General features: G+C 64.2%; 10 protein-coding genes and 2 pseudogenes. 7 read left to right on the top strand and 5 right to left on the bottom strand.

Annotated features, from left to right (window positions below; translation table 11 throughout):
* The first annotated feature begins 2 nt into the window (after nucleotides 1-2).
* The 7 genes and pseudogenes from recC (at nucleotide 3) to ACZZ0O_RS05390 (ending at nucleotide 11,700) form a co-directional block, all read left to right on the top strand.
* Complete coding sequence (recC, locus tag ACZZ0O_RS05420) at nucleotides 3-3,407, top strand: exodeoxyribonuclease V subunit gamma (RefSeq protein WP_463590189.1); 3,405 nt, start codon at nucleotides 3-5, stop codon at nucleotides 3,405-3,407.
* Complete coding sequence (locus ACZZ0O_RS05415; protein WP_463590188.1) at nucleotides 3,404-7,282, top strand: UvrD-helicase domain-containing protein; 3,879 nt, start codon at nucleotides 3,404-3,406, stop codon at nucleotides 7,280-7,282. The genes recC and ACZZ0O_RS05415 overlap by 4 nt, the downstream gene beginning before the upstream one ends.
* Before the next feature lie 222 nt (nucleotides 7,283-7,504).
* Nucleotides 7,505-8,380 (top strand): annotated as a pseudogene (locus tag ACZZ0O_RS05410) (AAA family ATPase); the annotation flags it as partial.
* A gap of 174 nt (nucleotides 8,381-8,554) precedes the next feature.
* Nucleotides 8,555-10,228, top strand: a pseudogene (locus ACZZ0O_RS05405) (AAA family ATPase); the annotation flags it as partial.
* Nucleotides 10,229-10,396: 168 nt separating this feature from the next.
* A complete protein-coding gene (locus ACZZ0O_RS05400) occupies nucleotides 10,397-10,687 on the top strand; it encodes a HigA family addiction module antitoxin (RefSeq protein WP_463590187.1) in 291 nt (96 codons plus the stop codon).
* A gap of 147 nt (nucleotides 10,688-10,834) precedes the next feature.
* The gene (locus ACZZ0O_RS05395; protein WP_463590186.1) at nucleotides 10,835-11,311 is read left to right on the top strand and encodes a hypothetical protein; all 477 of its coding nucleotides are present in this window, start codon (nucleotides 10,835-10,837) and stop codon (nucleotides 11,309-11,311) included.
* A 194-nt stretch (nucleotides 11,312-11,505) separates the two neighbouring features.
* A complete protein-coding gene (locus ACZZ0O_RS05390; protein ID WP_463590185.1) occupies nucleotides 11,506-11,700 on the top strand; it encodes a hypothetical protein in 195 nt (64 codons plus the stop codon).
* Nucleotides 11,701-12,127: 427 nt separating this feature from the next.
* Here the strand turns inward: ACZZ0O_RS05390 and ACZZ0O_RS05385 are convergent, their stop codons facing one another.
* The 5 genes from ACZZ0O_RS05385 to ACZZ0O_RS05365 all read right to left on the bottom strand — a co-directional run bounded on the left by ACZZ0O_RS05385 (nucleotide 12,128) and on the right by ACZZ0O_RS05365 (nucleotide 17,166).
* Entirely contained in the window at nucleotides 12,128-12,460 is a 333-nt protein-coding gene (locus ACZZ0O_RS05385) for a hypothetical protein (protein ID WP_463590184.1), read from the bottom strand.
* A 181-nt stretch (nucleotides 12,461-12,641) separates the two neighbouring features.
* A complete protein-coding gene (locus ACZZ0O_RS05380) occupies nucleotides 12,642-14,474 on the bottom strand; it encodes a hypothetical protein (protein WP_463590183.1) in 1,833 nt (610 codons plus the stop codon).
* Nucleotides 14,471-14,968, bottom strand: coding sequence for an ABC-three component system middle component 2 (locus ACZZ0O_RS05375; protein ID WP_463590182.1), 498 nt, complete (start codon nucleotides 14,966-14,968; stop codon nucleotides 14,471-14,473). Before ACZZ0O_RS05375 ends, ACZZ0O_RS05380 begins: the two co-directional genes overlap by 4 nt.
* Entirely contained in the window at nucleotides 14,956-16,011 is a 1,056-nt protein-coding gene (locus ACZZ0O_RS05370) for an ABC-three component system protein (protein ID WP_463590181.1), read from the bottom strand. The genes ACZZ0O_RS05375 and ACZZ0O_RS05370 overlap by 13 nt, the downstream gene beginning before the upstream one ends.
* Nucleotides 16,012-16,338: 327 nt before the next feature.
* Entirely contained in the window at nucleotides 16,339-17,166 is an 828-nt protein-coding gene (locus ACZZ0O_RS05365) for a restriction endonuclease (RefSeq protein ID WP_463590180.1), read from the bottom strand.
* Nucleotides 17,167-17,319: the final 153 nt, after the last annotated feature.

The raw sequence follows: 17,319 nt of genomic DNA, 5'->3' as shown, positions 1-17,319 counted from the left end.
GCATGCACGCCACCTCCGCGCCCGATTTTCGTCTCTATCCTTCCAATGCGCTGGATACCCTGGCTGCCTTGCTCGCGCAGGAGCTGCGTCGGCCGGTGCCCGGGCAGCCGGTGTTGCAGCCGGAGGTGGTGCTGATCCCGCAGGTGGCGATGCGGCGCTGGCTGCAGTCCACGCTAGCCGCCGAGCATGGCGTGGCGGCCAATCTGGAATTTCTCACCCCGGGCGAATTCGTGGCGCGCGCGCTGGAGTGCAACCTAGGCCCGGCCGAGGATGACCTGGACATGGCGACCACGCAGTGGCACCTGTACGCGACGCTGCAATCGGATCTGGGCAGCGACGCCGCGCTGGCGCCGCTGGCCGGCTATCTGGCCGATGGCGATGCGCTCAAGCCATGGGCGTTGGCCGGCGAGTTGGGCAACGTGTTCGAGAAGTACCAGGCATGGCGACGCGACTGGCTGCTGCGCTGGGAAGGTGGCGCCGATCCGGACGACCCGCAGGCACGGCTGTGGCGCAGCATCGCCAGCGGTCGGCAATACCGTGCGCGTCGCATCGGCCAGTATCTGGACCGTTACGCGCGCGCAGACGGGCCGTTGCCGCAGGGCTTACCGACCCGCCTGTTCGCCTTCGCCATCCTCAACATTTCGCCCGACGTGCTGCGGGTGCTGGCCACGCAAGCGCGCGTGGGCACGCTGCATTTCTATCTGCCCACGCCCACGCAAGGCTATTGGGGCGATCTGCAGACGCTGTGGCAGCGCCGCCGCGAAGACGGCGCAGTGCAGCTATTCGTCGATCAAGTGCAGGAAAACCCGTTGCTGCAGGCGTGGGGTGCGGCCGGGCGCGATTTCATGGCGCTGGTGGGCGATTACGAGGTGGTGCATCCGCTGGCCGAGATCGCCGCCTACGCCGACCCGCTCGACACCGGCCGTCGCGCACTTGCCGATGGCGGCGTGGGCGACAGCCTGCTGCGGCGTATGCAGAGCGATCTGTTCCATCGTCGTGCACCCGCCGTGCCTGCGGCATTGCCGGCGGTGAATCTGCACGACCCCAGCCTGCAGGTGCATGCCTGCCACACGCGCTTGCGCGAGTTGCAGGTGCTGCACGACCAGTTACGCGCCTTACTCGACGACCCGCGCTTCGACCCGCCCTTGCAGCCGCGCGAGATTGCCGTGCTGTCGCCCAACATCGACCCGTATGTGCCGTACCTGGAGGCGGTGTTCGGCAGCCATGGCAGCGACGATGCATTGCCGTACACCTTGGCCGACGCCAGCCCGTTGGCGAGCGAGCCGTTGGCCGAGGTGTTTTTGACCTTGCTCAAGCTGCCGATCGCACGCTTTGGGCTGCATGAAATTCTCGACCTGCTGGCCAGCGCACCGATCGCCGAGGCCGCCGGGCTGGACGACGCCGGGCTGGAACGCCTGCGCACCTGGCTGCACGCGGCCGGCGCGCGCTGGGGGCTGGATGCGCTGCATCGGCGTCAGCATCAGGCGCCCGGCGATGACGCTTACACCTGGCGTTTTGCGCTGGACCGGCTGCTGCTCGGCCATGCCAGCGGCGCCGACGACGACATCGATGGCGTGGCGCCATGGCCGCAGCTGGAAGGCAGCGCACTGACCGCACTCGACACGCTGATGCGGTTGCTGCGCGTGCTCGAACGCCATCAGTCCCTACTGGCCGAGCCGATGCCGCCTGTCGACTGGCGCGAGCGTTTGCTCGAGCTGCTGGATGCGTTGATTCCCACCGCGCCATCGGCCCCGCGCGCGCAGCGCGCGCTGGATCGGTTGCGCAGCTTGATCGATCAATTCGCCCGCGATGCGCAGCGCGCACACTACGCCGGCAAGGTGCCGGCCGAGGTGGTGCGTGCGCATTTTGAAGCGATACTGGGCGAGTCGGACACGCGTGCGCCGCTGCTGACCGGCGGCATCAGTTTCGGCCGCATGGTGCCGATGCGCTTGCTGCCGTTCCGCGCGATCTGTTTGCTCGGCATGAACGATGGCGATTTCCCGCGTCGCGACCCGGCCGCCGGGCTCAATCGGCTCACCGCAGAATTGGGCACCGAGCGTCGCCGGCATGGCGACCGTTCCACCCGCGAGGACGACCGCTTTTTGTTTCTGCAGTTGTTCGCCTCTGCGCAGGACGTGTTCTATCTGAGCTATCTCGGCGCCGATGCGCGCGATGGCAGCGTGCGCGAGCCGTCGGTGCTGGTCAGCGAATTGTTGGCGAGCGCGGCGCAGTACCACGCCGACCCAACGGCGATCCACACGTTGGTGGTGCATCACCCGTTGCAGCCGTTTGCCGCCGCCGCATTCGGTGCGCTGGGCGATGACGGCGCGGACCCGCGGCGTTTCAGTTATCGCCGGCAATGGCGCCCGGCCGTGGATAGCCTCACCGGCCAGCGCCAGCCGCTGGCGCCGTGGGTGACCGGTGCGCTGCCGGCCGATCACATCGCTTTGCCCACTAGCGTCTCTATCGACGATCTACGCCGCTTGTTCGGCGACCCGGCCGGGCAGTTTTTGCGTCATCGCTTGGGCATGCGCTTGCCCGACCCGGCCAGCGAAGACAGCGATCTGGAACCGCTGCTCGCGCCCACGCGCGGGCTGGATCAATACGGGTTGCAGCAGCAGGTGTTCGAGGCGGCGTTGGCGGGTGAAGTGGACGGGTTGTACGAGCGGCTGCGCGCACGCGCCTTGCTGCCATCGGGCCCGCTCGGCCGCCGTCAACTCGACGAGCGTGTGGCGCAGCTGCGCCCGTATGCCGACGCCTTTCGGCAATGGCGTGGCGATGCGCCGGCGCAGTCGCGCCGCTTGCAGGTGCAGATCGGCGATATCGACGTCCACGGCCGCGTGCCCGGCTGGTATGCCGATGGCGTGGGGCGCGTGCAGGTTGGCGCGCTCAGTGGCCGCAGCGCGATCCGCCACGGCCTGGAATGGTTGCTGCTGCGCGCCGCCGGCGAGCGCGTGCCGTATGTGCGCTTCTTCGAGCATGACGATGGCCTGGGCCCGTATCCCATCGATGCCGAACCGCTCTCGCAGACGCAGGCGCAACACGCCTTGGGCGAGCTATTGCAGCTGTATCGCCACGGTCTGCAAATGCCGCTGGCGTTTGCGCCGTACAGCAGCTGGAAATACCACCAGGCCGCACGCAGCGATGATCTGGACAAGGCCATCAAGGACGCCGCCGGGCAATGGCAGGCTAGCTTCGGTTGGAGCGAGTCGCAAAGTCCCGAACTGCGCTTGGTCAATCGCGGCCGCGACCCGTTTGCCGATGCGCAGCGCTTTACCGACTTCGCCACCACCAGCCATCGCGTGTACGACCTGCTCGAACGCGGCAACACCGACACTACGCTCGACCCGGAGCGTCTGATCGATAGTTGGCGGCACTGGCACGGCGCCCAGGACGACGCCGAATGAGCGCGCCTGTGAGCGACCCGTATCTGCAGTTGCCGCTGCACGGCGTGCGCCTGATCGAAGCCAGCGCCGGGACCGGCAAGACCTTCACCCTTGCCACGTTGTTCACCCGGCTGGTGGTCGAGCGCGGCTTGCGCATCGGCCAGATCCTGGCAGTGACCTTTACCGAAGCGGCCACGCAGGAATTGCGCCGCCGCATCCGCGAACGCCTGGTGCTGGCTGCCTCCCTCGTCCCCGATGCCGTCGTAGGAGCGGACCTGGCCGCGACCAAACCACCTGCAACGCATGCATCCAATGCTCCATCAGCTTCTGTAGGAGCGGCATCGGCCGCGACCGACCTCGCCGACGTCCCGTCGCGGCCAAGGCCGCTCCTACAGGAAGCGCCCGACGTCCTGCTGACCCGCGCCATCCTCACCGCGCATCTGGCCCACGGCGATGAAACCCCGGCCGCCTTGCGCCGCCGGTTGCAGCAGGCGGTGGAAGAAATCGATCTGGCCGCCGTGTTCACCATCCACGGCTTCTGCGCGCGCGTGCTGCGCGAACATGCGCTGGAAAGCGGCCAGGCCTTCGCCGCGCCGCAACTGCTCGCCAACGACCGCGAATTGCTGGGCGAAGTGGCCGCCGATCTGTGGCGCCAACGTGCGGCCGATGCGGTGATGGCCGAAGACCTGATCGCGCTGTGGTCGGGCGGCCCGCCTGCGCTGGCCACCGATCTGCGCGCGTTGGTGCGGCACGCGGCGATCCTGCCGGCAGCATCCGAAGCCAGCAGCGACGATGCCGCCGCATTGCTGCAGGCCGTGCACGATGCACGCCACGCGCTGGCAAGCGCATTCCACGCGCATGGCACGGCCTTTTTCGAATCCATCATGTCCGCCATCGATGGCGGCATCTTGAGCAAGGTCAGTTACAAACCGGAGTGGCTCACCGCGCTGTGGTACTGGTTCGACAGCTTCGCCGCCGCGCCAACGCACGAGCACGCCCAGCATCCCAAGCTGCTCAAGTTGACCGCTGCCGAATTGGCATCGGGCACCAACAAGAAGTTTGTCGATCGCACACCGGCCTCGCCGATGAGCCACGAAATCGATGGCTATCTCACCGCGCTGGCACGTGTCGAAGAATGGCGCACACGCCGCCGCATCCGTCTGCTGCATGCCCTGCGCGACGATGCCATCGCACGGCTCGCGCTACTCAAGCGCCAGCGCCGTGTGCAGACCTACGACGATCTGGTCGATGGCGTGGCGCACGCGCTGCAAGGCCCGCAAGCCGATGCCCTGGTGCAACGCCTGCGCGCGCAATACGCCATCGCGCTGGTGGACGAATTTCAGGACACCGACGACCGTCAGTGGTCGATCTTTTCCAGCGTGTTCGGCGAAGGCCCGCTCGCACGTGCGGCGGGTCTGGAGCCGGCGCTGTTTTTGATCGGCGACCCCAAGCAGGCCATCTACGGTTTCCGTGGCGGCGATGTGCGCACCTATTTGGCCGCCGCAATCACCGCCGAACTGGCGCCACCGCTGAGCCATAATTTTCGCTCGCGCCCCGGCGTGCTGGCGGCGATCGATGCGCTGTACGCGCAGGCCGGCTACACCGACGCGTTTCTCACCGACGGTATCGCCTTCCATCCGGTACAGGCCGGCACCAAGCGCAGCGATGCCGACCTGCAGCGCGATGGCGCCACCGCCCCGGCGCTGACGCTGTGGCGCGCGCCGGAACCGCCGCCGCCTGCGAAAGGCAAGCCCAAACCCTGGAGCGCCGGCCGCGCGCGCGAGCTGGCCACCGCCGCCTGCGTGGCTGCCATCCGCGGCTGGCTGGCCGGTGGTCGCGACGGCACCGCCACCATCAATGGCAACCCGGTGCAGGCTGGCGATATCGCCGTGCTGGTGCGTAGCCACGGCGAGGCCACGCGCATCCAGCAAGCACTGGGCGCGATGGGCATTCCGGCGGTCGCCGCCGGCAAGCAGAGCCTGTTCGCCACCGACGAAGCATTGGAACTGCTGGCCCTGCTGCAGGCCTTGCTCGACCCCGGCGACGACAGCCGCCTGCGCGCCGCGCTGGCCACGGTGTTGATCGGCGAAGACGCCATCGCCATTGCCGCACTCGAACGCGATGGCGAACGCCATCGCCGCTGGCAGCAGCACGCACTGGACTGGCGCGAGCGCTGGCAGCGCGGCGGCCCGCTGGCCTTGATCGGCGAGCTGGGCGCCACGCACGGGCAACGCCTGCTCGCGCTGGTCGATGGCGAACGCCGCCTCACCAATTACCTGCAACTGGCCGAACTGCTGCAGGAAGCCGACGTGCGCGCACTCGGCCCCCATGGTTTGGTCGACTGGCTGGCACGCCGCATCGCCAATGCCGACGACAACGACGAAGCCCAGCAACTGCGGCTGGAATCGGACGCGCGCCGCGTGCAGATCGTCACCCTGCACAAGAGCAAGGGTCTGGAGTATCCGCTGGTGTTTCTGCCGTACATCGGCATCGGCCGCAGCGACAAGGGCGCTGGCCGCCATTGTGTGGTGCATGCGCCGGATAGCGGCCGTCAGCTGCATTGGAACGTGTCCAAATGGAGTCGTGAGAAAGACGACCCGACCTGGAGCGCCGCCGAAGCCGCCTGGAAGCAGGAACAACGTGCCGAAGACGCACGCCTGCTCTACGTCGGCCTGACCCGCGCCGAGCATGCGCTATGGATCGCCAGCGGCAGCTTCCATCAGCACGAACGCACCGCTTTGTCGGGCATGCTGCGCGCGCTCGATGCGTTGCAAGGCGCGGCAGGCGAGGGCGCGGTGGTGGTGGACACCAGCACCCCGCCAGCCAACCTGCCGCGCCTGCCGCCGCCGCTCGAAGCGCAGGTGCCGCCGGCGCGCAGTCCGCAGCGGCACATCGCGCCGGAATGGTGGGTCTACAGCTTCACCCAGCTGGCCAACGCCGACGCCGGCGTCGCCATCGACCCGATGGCCAGCGCCACCGTGGTCGGCAGTGGCGGCAGCGACGAACCGTCCGGCAGCGAGGCGGTGGCGGTTGCCGCAGCCACCGAGGCCGAACCGTTCGATGCGCGTTTTGCCGGCAACCGCTTCGGCGTGGTGATGCACGATGTGTTCGAGCGCTGCGACTTTGCCGCCTGGCACGCGTGGCAGCCTGGCCAACCCGCGCCCGAGGGTCAGGCCGCGCCGATCCTCGAGGCCCTGCAGCGCGGCGGCTATGCCAAGGACGACCTAGACGACGGCCTGCGCGTGCTCACCGCCCTGATCGGCCACACCCTCACCGTGGTATTGCCCGAAGGCACCGCCCTGGCCGGCGTGCCCGAGCCGCAGCGCCGCAACGAAATGGAATTCCACTTCGCCATGCGGCCCACCCGCGTCGATGCGCTGCTGGCGTTGCTGCATCGGTTTGGTGTGGTCGGCGACCGCCAGGCCTTCGGCGCGCGCCACCGCCTGGAAGGCCTGATGACCGGCCTGATCGATCTCACCTACACCGTCGATGGCCGCTGGTACGTGCTCGACTACAAATCCAACCGCCTGCCCAGCTATGACGCCGACGCCCTGGCCCGCGCCATGGCGCACAGCGAGTACGAGCTGCAGGCGCTGATCTACACCGTGGCCTTGCACCGCTGGCTGCGCTTCCGCCTGGGCGATGCCGCCGATGGCGGCGGCTACGACTACACCCGCGACTTCGGCGGCGTGCGCTACCTGTTCTGCCGCGGCCTGGACGCCACCCGCAATGCAGCCGACGCCGGCTCAGCCAGCGCTGCCGTGCCCGGCCCGCCCGCACCCGGCGTCCACGCCTGGCGCTTCGACCCGGCCCTGGTCGACGCCCTGGACGCGCTGTTCGCCGGCAGCGCCCTGGAGCCGACTTCCAGCAACGCAGGCACGCCCAATGCCCACTAGCACACAGCCTCTCGCCGCCGACGCACCAAAGCCGCTGTCCCTCCGGGAGAGTGCGCAGCCCGTCAGCGCCGATGCACCAAAGCCCCTCTCCCCCCGGGGCGATAAGGCACTGGTTGCGTGCCGCTGGCGCGCGTGCCCTGGAGCGACCGCGCCGCTGGCGTGGGATGGGGCGCGGAGCGGGGGTCGGAGTGACGCTAGGTCCGCGAGTCAGGCATCCACTTTATGAGCCACCCAACCCTGCTGACCGCCCTCCACCAGAGCGGCGCCCTGCGCACGCTGGACCTGGCCTTCGCCCAAAGCCTGCAACGCCTGGCCCCAGACACCGACCCACAGGTCCTGGCCGGCGCCGCGCTCGCGTCGCTGGCAGTCACCAGCGGCCATGCCGGGCTGGACCCGGCGCGCGCCGCCATGCTGCTGGACCAGCGCGACGGCCCATCTCCCGCATTCCCGGACCCTACCGACTGGCAACGCACCCTGGCGGCTTCGCGCTGGGTCGACCAACCGAACCCCGACGACCCGGCCGCCGCCGACTGCCCGCTGGTCCTCGAACACGGCCTGCTCTACCTGCGCCGGTATCGCGAGTACGAACGCCGGCTGGCCCTGGGCCTGCAGCGCATCGCCGCCCAGCCCATGCCGGCGTTCGACGCCAACGCGCTGGCGCCGTTGTTCGCACAGTTGTTCCCAAACGCGACCCCAACCGCTCAGCCCGTGGACCCAACCCCTTTCCCCCCGGGAGAGGGTGCCCGAAGCGCGGGTGAGGGGTCGGGCCTGCCCGAGCCATCCCACCACCAAGACGGCACGAAGCCACCGGCCCCGTCCCACTCCCCCGACCGCCAGGCCCAAGCCGCCGCGCTGGCCCTGCGTCGCGCGCTGCTGCTGATCACCGGCGGCCCCGGCACCGGCAAGACCACCACCATCGCCCGCCTGTTACTGCTGCGCATCGCCCAGGCCCATGCCGCCGGCCACGCGCCGCCACGCATCGCCCTGGCCGCGCCCACCGGCCGTGCCGCCGAGCGCATGGCCGAAAGCCTGCGCGCCGCCGTCGCCCGCGCCATCGCTGCCGGCATCCAGCTGCCGCCCCATCCCAACGCAACCCCGCCCAGGCCAACGACACAATCGCCGAACCCCGCCACGTCTCCTCTGCATCCAGCGACAGAGGCAGCAAACCTCGGTGCTTCACCTCTCCCGCAAACGACAGAGACAGCAAGCCCGCACGTTTCTCCTCTCCAGCAAGCGGAAGCAGCAAACCCTGATGTTTCCCCTCGCCCGCAAGCGGAAGCAGCAAGCCCTGATGTTTCCCCTCACCCGCAAGCGGAAGCAGCAAGCCCTGATGTTTCCCCTCACCCGCAAGCGGAAGCAGCAAGCCCTGATGTTTCCCCTCACCCGCAAGCGGAGGCAGCAAGCCCTGATGTTTCCCCTCACCTGCAAGCGGAAGCAGCAAGCCCTGATGTTTCCCCTCTCCCGCTTGCGGGAGAGGGTGCCCGAAGGGCGGGTGAGGGCCCGCCACTGCCCTGGGAATCCCTCCTCCCCACCGGCGCCAGCACCCTGCATCGCCTGCTCGGCGTCATCCCGGATTCGCCAAACTTCCGCCATAACGCAGACAACCCGCTGCCGTTCGACCTGATCGTCGTCGACGAAGCTTCCATGGTCGACCTGCCGCTGATGTGCAAGCTGGTCGAAGCCGTGGCCGATGGCACCCAGCTGATCCTGCTCGGCGACGCCGACCAGCTGCCTTCGGTGGAAGCCGGCGACGTGCTCGCCGCCATCCTGCAGGCCGCCGGCCCCGGCGATGCCCTGCAACCGCACGACGCCGACGCGCTGCAACCGCTGCTCGGCAGCGCGCCCACTGGCAGTACGCCTGCCAGCATCCAGACCGTTAGCCACACCATCAGCCACACCCACAGCAGCGGCCTGGCCGGCCACCGCGTGCACCTGCTACGCGGCTATCGGCAAGCGGAAAACTTCGCGCTCGCCCCACTGGCCGACGCCATCCGCGCCGGCGACGCCGACACCGCGCTGGCCCTGCTGCGCAGCGGCGAGCTGGCCGGCGTGCACTTCCACGAAGACGGCGACGACCCGCTCACCCTCGGCCGCGACGCACTGCTGGCCCACTGGCGCGCGCTGGCCGATGCGCAAGACCCCGCTGCCGCCCTGCGCGCGGCCAGCCGCCTGCGCCTGCTCACCGCCGTGCGCGCCGGCCCGCAAGGCGCGCGCGGCCTCAACGCCCGCATCGAACAACTGCTCGCCGACACCGGCTCCGGCGCCCGCAGACTCGGCGGCGCCTCGCCCTGGTTCCAGGGCCGCCTGCTGCTGATCACCGAAAACAGCTACCGCCACGGCCTGTTCAACGGCGACGTCGGCATCTGTTTGCGCAGCGACGCGAGTCCCTCTTCGGGGCAAAGCGACGCGAATCCCTTCTCGGGGCGCGACAACACAAGCGCCAGCTCAGAGCGCAGCGATGCAAGCACCGTGACAGCACGCAGCGACGCAGCTGCATCTTCCGGCCCAAGCCACACCAGCGGCACCGCAACCCGCGACGACCCCGCCGCCGACCGCCGTGCCCAAGGCCCCTTGGTCGCCTGGTTCGAAGGCGACGGCGACGGCCAGGTGCGCGGCTTCCACCCCGCCGCCTTGCCCGCCCACGAGAGCGCCTTCGCCATGACCGTGCACAAGGCCCAGGGCAGCGAATTCGACGACGTCTGGCTGCAACTCCCCACCCGCGACGCCCGCGTGCTCAGCCGCGAACTGCTCTACACCGGCATCACCCGCGCCCGCCGCGCCCTGCACCTGGCCGGCAGCGAAGCGGTCATCCGCGCCGCGCTCGCCCGGCACGCCGCGCGCATTTCGGGATTGGCGTGGCGGTTGGGTGCGCAGCAGCAGGCGGCACCCGCCAAGCCAGCAACAGAACCATCCACCGCGTCGCCCGTGCAGGGATCGTTGTTCTGATGGACGCAAGCCGGCGCGATGACAGCAGTGAAAAGTGCTCTCAGGCAAAGAGCTGTAGCCGAAGACAGTTATTCGAAATTTTCGAATAACTGCCGCCGACGGCAAGAGCTACGCCACCAAGCATTAAAATCGCGGCGATCATCGCCACTGAGCAAGAGGCATCTGTCCATGACAGTCCTACCCAACATCCACCCTGGCGAAATCCTGCTTGAAGAGTTCCTCGAGCCGATGGGCATCAGTCAGAACGCACTGGCGCAGGCCACCGGCGTGCCGCCGCGTCGTATCAACGAGATCGTGCTGGGCAAGCGCGGCATCACCGCCGACACCGCCGTGCGCCTGGCTGCAGCGCTGGGCACAACCGAGCGCTTCTGGCTGGGCCTGCAAGCCGATTACGAGCTGGAACAAGCGCACCGCGCGCTGGGCGATTTGCCGTCACGGATCAAGCGGCTGGCGGCGTGATACGCGTTTTTTCAGCATGCCGCGTTAAGCACATAACCAGAGCAGATTAGCGAATCTGGTCTGACCGTTGCGCGGTAAGGCAGCACTGCCTGCTGCAACGCTTGGCTGTTGTAGGCAGTAATCAATTCTAGAAACAAGACCACACCGATGGGCCGACGTCGTCGCAAACGGATGGAGCGCTACTGGGCGCGGGCAGAAGCCAAGGCGCGTGCTGCGGTCGACCGGTTGGACCCGCAGAGCTGGTTCGATCTGTGGCATACGCATGTGGACTGGAATGGCCGCGGCCACTCATCTACTGAGCATCGGCAGATGGTCAATGCGGTTGCAGTGCGTGTGCTGTGCTACCTGGAAGCACGTCTGGCGCATCGTGGTGCAGCGGTGCAACTGTGGGCGGACCTCAGTCCGGATACGATGGATACCGGCATCTACGCGCACTCTGCCAACCCGAACGGCACGACCTTCCCCGCGACCTTTCCCAACCTGGATTGGCAGCAGGCTCTGCCTAGGGAGGTCGCAGCGATACTGCCCGCCACGCATCGGGCCGGCACCGCGTCATGCGACGGCAGTACCTGGTACGTCGTGCAGCGTCAGCCCGATGCGGCCGGCACGGGGGGCCGCCAATGAATTCCACCGACAAAGCCCACCGCACCGCAGTGCGTTACGCAGTCGGTGCCCGTCAGCCGCGGAGAACGAAGCCGCCTGTCACCGGCGCCACTTAACGCCTGGCGCACGCCTGCTTCGGGTGCCGCAGAAGTCTCAAGATTGCGCCGCGCGACCAGGTGGCACCGTGCCCTGGCTGCGGCAAAGCGCTGTGCGTGATGGGGCGCTCTTTCAAGGCGCCGCCGGCCCGCAACCATGCGCAGTGGATCAAGGTCGAGCGGCTGTACCGCGCGGGATTTCGGTTCTTCAGTTACCGCAACCACCTGTGCGCTCCGCTGTCCGCCAAGCTGTCGGAGGTGGATCGCTTCATCAGTGGGCATCCTACGCACCCGTTACGCCTGGGCGGTGCATGAAGCCCCCTTGTACAGCGCTTCTCTCAAAACGCGAGGTCAGGCGATCCACCTGACCCCGTTTTGCCGTCTGGCAGGCCGGGCGGCTTACTTGCCCTTCTTTTCCTGCTTGGCCGCGCGCTTTTCTTTCAGCGTCTTGGCCGGCTCTTTCTTCTGGCTCTTCTTCTGGTCCATCCCCTTGCTCATGACACCCTCGTAGTTGCTGGATTGATCGGTCGGGCAGCGCCATGACCCTGGCGTGCCTGCGCACTTTACGGCTTGTGCGCCCTGGAATGGGAGGGGGGAGCGAGGCCGGGGGACAAGCGGCGTGTCAGGCGCAGCCTTTTCAAGGAGCGGCGCCGGCAGCTCCCGCAGCCGCCGGCAGCCCCAGAACGCAAAACGCCCGCGTGCGACGGTCACCGTCTGCACGCGGGCGCTCGCGGCAACGGCCTTACTTGGCCGGCACGCGCTGGTACTGCTCGCCACCGGTATTGAGGTGGCCATTGGTCTCATCGATGGCGAAGTTCACCGTCTCGCCATCGTTGGTGACCTGCAGCGCCCCGTCCTTGTAGACGGCCGGGTAGCTCTCGGTCTTGGGCTTGCGGCTGAAGAACTTCGGCGTGGTGCTGCGGACCATGAAGGTCTCGCCATTGCGCGCGATGTCCATCGTCTCTTCCTGCGTCTGCACGTTGACCCAGTGCCCGACGAACTTCTCGCCCTCCACCTTGGCGCACCCGGTCACCAGCAACGCCGCGGCCAGCGCGGCACCCATCCACTTCATCATCGTGCGTTCTCCAGTTGAGGCTGGGGCGAGGATGACCGGTGGGGGATGTACGGGAGGTCAAGGTTCCTTTTCACTCCGTGCCCCTTGTACATGCAATGCGGGTCGCCCCAAGATTGATGTCTAGGGGTGCTCTCGAACAGAGCCAAGATCTGTATGGTGTCGAACCAGCATTCGGCGGAAGCTACACCTCGGGAGTTTTCAGCGGTCTGCCCGGCCGAGGATAGAAGCCGGCTCTACCATTTCCGATATCCTGACCGTCAAATTCGAGTGGCTTGAGCAACGCCTTCGAGTCCGCACGAATGTCCTGATTTTCCAGGATAATAATCTGGCCTGGACCGTCCCAAGCAGCTAACCAACTGTAAAACTTGTCCGTAACGGTCTCCGAAGGCACATCACGCTTCTCGAAAACTTTAGGATCCGCATAGGATTTCAGGGGCGAGTCGATAACAGTGATGCCCAAATGGGGGTTCCCGTTCGACAGCGCATAATGCATTACAGCAATCATCAGAGCGGCCAAGAATATCGCCCGCTTTCCAGCGCCATAACCTAGGCGAGCACGCCCATCGAGGACAATGTCACAAGCCCCTGGATCAAGCGATGCGGACTTGATGTTGTTGAACCCCCAAGCATGAAGGTACGAGAGGGCTAGAGCAGCAACTTCAACGCCTGCATTTCCGACGTTGCGCTCAAGCTTGAACTTGTCACGTTTTCTTAGCGCTCTTAACTTCTCAAGATCAGCAAGAATTCGTGCCTCATCATCGAAACGCGTCAGCTGTTCTGACAACTCACTTCTTCGTTCCGCAAGCATCTTGGGACTTCCAACGAATTCGCTCTTTGTCGTTTCGAGACGGGAAATCTCAAGGTTTTCCAAAACCGATAAGTTCTGGCGATGCACGCGCTCTTTCAATCGTGAGTCATCAACACGCGACTTCTCTCGTTTCAATGCCTCAGCAAGACCTAATCTTAAAACGGAGATCTTCTGAACCTCAGCCTTCAGAGCCCGTCGATAAACCTCCTGCCCCTCATGACGAAGGTGATTCGGGTCGAGCTGCTGCTCTGCCGATGTTCCGCAGAGAGGACAAGAGACTTCTTCCAGCTCCTGGAAGACCGAGATTCCCTCCCAAGTAGCACCAAGTCGCTCAGTGTCATTCTTGTACTTCTTATCAAGAAGATCAAAGCGCTGAAGCATGGACTCACTATGTGATCGCTCATTCTGCGCCAGCCGCAGACCTTCGCTTGCCACTGCAATCTTCTCGCGAACTTCCCTGAGCTGAGCAGCGCGTGCATCATAGTGCTGCGTCATGGCACTCAGCGCCCGGTCCACTTTGCTCAATGCATCCACAACGTCATCTCGCTGAACGTCGCTGCGAATTTCGGCACGGACGCGCACCAGAGCCTGCTCAGCCCCAGTGATCTGACCAGCTATGTGTTCTAGCTCTTTGCTAGTTCGAACTAGCTGAATGGCGGCGTCATCTGATCCAGTGAGAAACAAATGAAATGCAGCGATGCGTTGCACGATCGAGACGACAGGACCTGCTGTCGGCTCCTCACTGATCATGTTTGGCTGGGAAAGTAAGAACCAGTGACGCAAATCGCCGCCGGTGACGGGTCCTTTCTTTGAAGAGCTTCGCAGGAGCAACTTACCTTGCGCACCTGAACCTCTAACAAGTAACGTGCTCAAATCGTCTTCTAGCTCTTGCTCAGCCATTTCCCCAGTTTCATCGAGAGAGGCTGCAGCTTTGATAATTCTCGTCTCACCACCAGCGAGTGCCCTGCGCAGCACGTAGGTTTGACCCATCAGTTCAATAGTGAGATGCAGTAAGTCATAGCCAAGTGCCTCTGGTATCTGCTTAGGTGGCTTGTCTCCGCCCAGAAGAAACCAAAGGCAGTCACGGATGTACGACTTCCCAGTGTCGCTCGCTCCGCGAACGAGCATGGCAGGAAAACGAAACTCGACCATAGCATCCGGCTTGTCGATGCCAGTCGCAAGAAGGCTCTTAAGAATAATGCTCACAGTAGGCGCCTTTGACCTGAAGACTCAATTTCAGCCCCCCACAAATGTCCGGCCACTGAAAAAATCCTCAACAAATCCTCGGAGCCGCGTTGACCGAATTTCTCAGCCGCCCATTCGCACCGGTCCTCTAACTCACGCCAATAACCAGATGACAGCGATCCAACCATGGTGAAACTCGCAGGCCCAGCAATATAAGTAAGCCCATTGTCGTCCAGTTTGACGCCCACCAAACCTCGCGTGCTCATTAGATAGAGCCCCTGCTCGATCCTCTCTCGTCGGCTAAAAAGCTCGGAATTACGATGTGGGACTGGGGTGTGAAGACTCGCTGGGCCACCTACGTCCTTTGAGTAAACGATCGCATAGTCCAGTAGCACCAGCTTCTGCAGATCTGCCCCAAACGGACGTAGTGAGAAAAGTAGATAAACCATTCTGAGGCCAAGCTCGAATGGCGTGTTGAACAAGTCGAATTCCTTCCGAACACTTACTTTACCCATTTCAATCTCTTTTCGTTGACAAGGTGCTGGCAGGTTCCTGGTAGATCTCCACCGCGTAAGCTCGGATGAAGAACGCTATCGGTCACCTTTATTGTGCTTGACGCCGCGATGGCCGCCTCATGCCGCTCAAGACCTAGCTTGTGAAGAGGGCTTGTCGCTATAGATTTGATGCCCTGAAGCACCATATCCAGAAGCCTCGTGAACTCGTCATCTTGGTAAAGATCACGACTAAACCGACGCAGACCTTCAGCGGCATAAAAAGTCGCTCGTGCCGCTTCGTAGTGTTCTGCGTATGTATCAGATTTGATAACATCTTCAAGGATCATGGTTACCCCTGAGTGCTCGCAGTAAATCTTTATGAGCTCACTTACATACACCATCTCTTCTGCAACTGCACTACTCGGCACGTTCGGATCATCACCGCGTTCTGGCTCTATTCCAAACATAGCAAAGTGAGCTTTATAATCTTCCTCGTGCCAATTCAAAAGATCGTGGACCTGGCATTCTTCAAAGCGGCCAAAGTCAAATCCTTCGACCAGCATTTCCATTTCTGCATCCAACTCACCGGAAAGTGACTTCAAACCCTGAGTGCCATTACGCCATGCAACCAAAAAAGTCGTTTTAAATTTGACAGGATTCGCTAGAAGGTCATGCAGATCAGGGCCCACGTTATGGGGCGCGCAAAAATAGTATTTGCGAGGCACGGGGTAGCTGCCAGCTAGTAGATGCATGAAGAACTTGGCGATCTCCGGATATGCTGTCCCAGGAGAAAGTCGATCTTTGTAGTGTTTGGCTTGGTAGAGATCCCAAGTGTCAGCCGCCAGCGTGGGAGCAATGCGGGCCTCTACATCTCTACCTTTGTCGCGTGCATTTCCGAGTACTTTCACTGAAACATATTTGGAGCCCAAGACAGGCCTGTGGCGGCAAGCTGCCTCAATGAAATGCTCCCAATCTTTGTCAGACACGTGCATCAGATAGACAGCAGGGGGAACGGCACCTCGCTTGACTACATATCGATTGGACTTTGCGGCCGGCTTAGCCATGACGGCGCCCCTCAATACCATAGGCAACAAGGATCATAGCGCGGCTTCGCACCCTCGCACCTTTAGGCCAAGCCTCCCTAGCTAGAAATAGCCTGTAGTTGGACCAGCCAGCGAGTGCTGCGAACACTCGGTACAAGTGGGCAAACGAAATAATAAAAAATGGCCGCAACCTGGACTCGATCTGATTTATTTCGGCCGAGTTCTTTTGCAGTCCTAAGAGCCAGTGCTTAGCCTGTAACATCATCCCTGCAACCCTACAAGAAGAAGAATTTTAGCAGGAACGCATTTAAGTGTTACTGCCGACAAGCGAAACGGAGTCAGGGTCACTTACGCAGTCCCTCGGCACTTCGGGAACTGTCTGCAACCTAGAAACTGCTCGCCGGTGCGCCGGTTCCTTCGCTGCACAAGTGGGCTGCCACAGCGCGGGCAGGTTGGGGCAGCAACGGCAGTGGAGGCAGTTGAAGCAAAGACAGGTTCAACCCGTACCGGTGCCGGGGTCCACTGCGCTATGGCTTGCTGTTGCACCGCTCGAATCATCCCCAACAGTTGCTCGCCGCCAATCAATTCAATCGGCTTGCCTTGGGCGAAGTGCTCTGCATCCTTGGTGTAGCTGCCGATACAGACGATCTTGACCGCGTCAGCCTGGTGATGGGCGAGCAGACCGAACATTTCGCGTACGACGCTGACGCCGACCTGCTGGCGTTTCCATTGCTTGCATTGCACCAACGTGCGGCGGCCGTCCTTGCGCAGGATCAGGTCGATGCCGCCGTCGGGGCCGCCCAGGCCGGTTTCCTCGACGCTATAGCCTTGTCGGCGAAAGGCGTCGCCCACCAGTTGTTCGAACTGGCGCCAGCCGCCGGCCGCCAGGCTCTCCAGCGTGGTGCGTGTTTCCAGAAAGCGTCGCCGGCTGCGTGTGCCCAGGTAGGAGAACAACGCGGCGAGCCAGCAGATGCCGAGCAGCATCCACGCCAAGGGCGCGAACATGCCATCTGATTGCTGGGCAATGGCTTGCGACAGCATCCCGCCGTGCTGAGAGAACCACCAGGCGATGCCGTAGCGCACTGCGAGATACGCTGCGATTCCCGCAACGAAGGCGGCTGGCCACGGCAATGCGGCCAACGCTTCAAATCCGCTCTGTTTCTTTCTGCGTCCCATGCAAGAACCCCCGTTCCAAGTTCGACCATAGCTGCTGAGACGTGTTTTGTCAGCAGAGCGCTCCTGCCGATGCGAACAACGTCCCATCAACGATCTGCGCGATGCATGCGGTCGGAAAAAGGGCGAGATTTGTCATTAAAAGCTTGAGCTCGC

Source organism: Xanthomonas sp. AC360, assembly GCF_979258225.1.
This window is presented reverse-complemented; position numbering and strand designations above follow the sequence as displayed.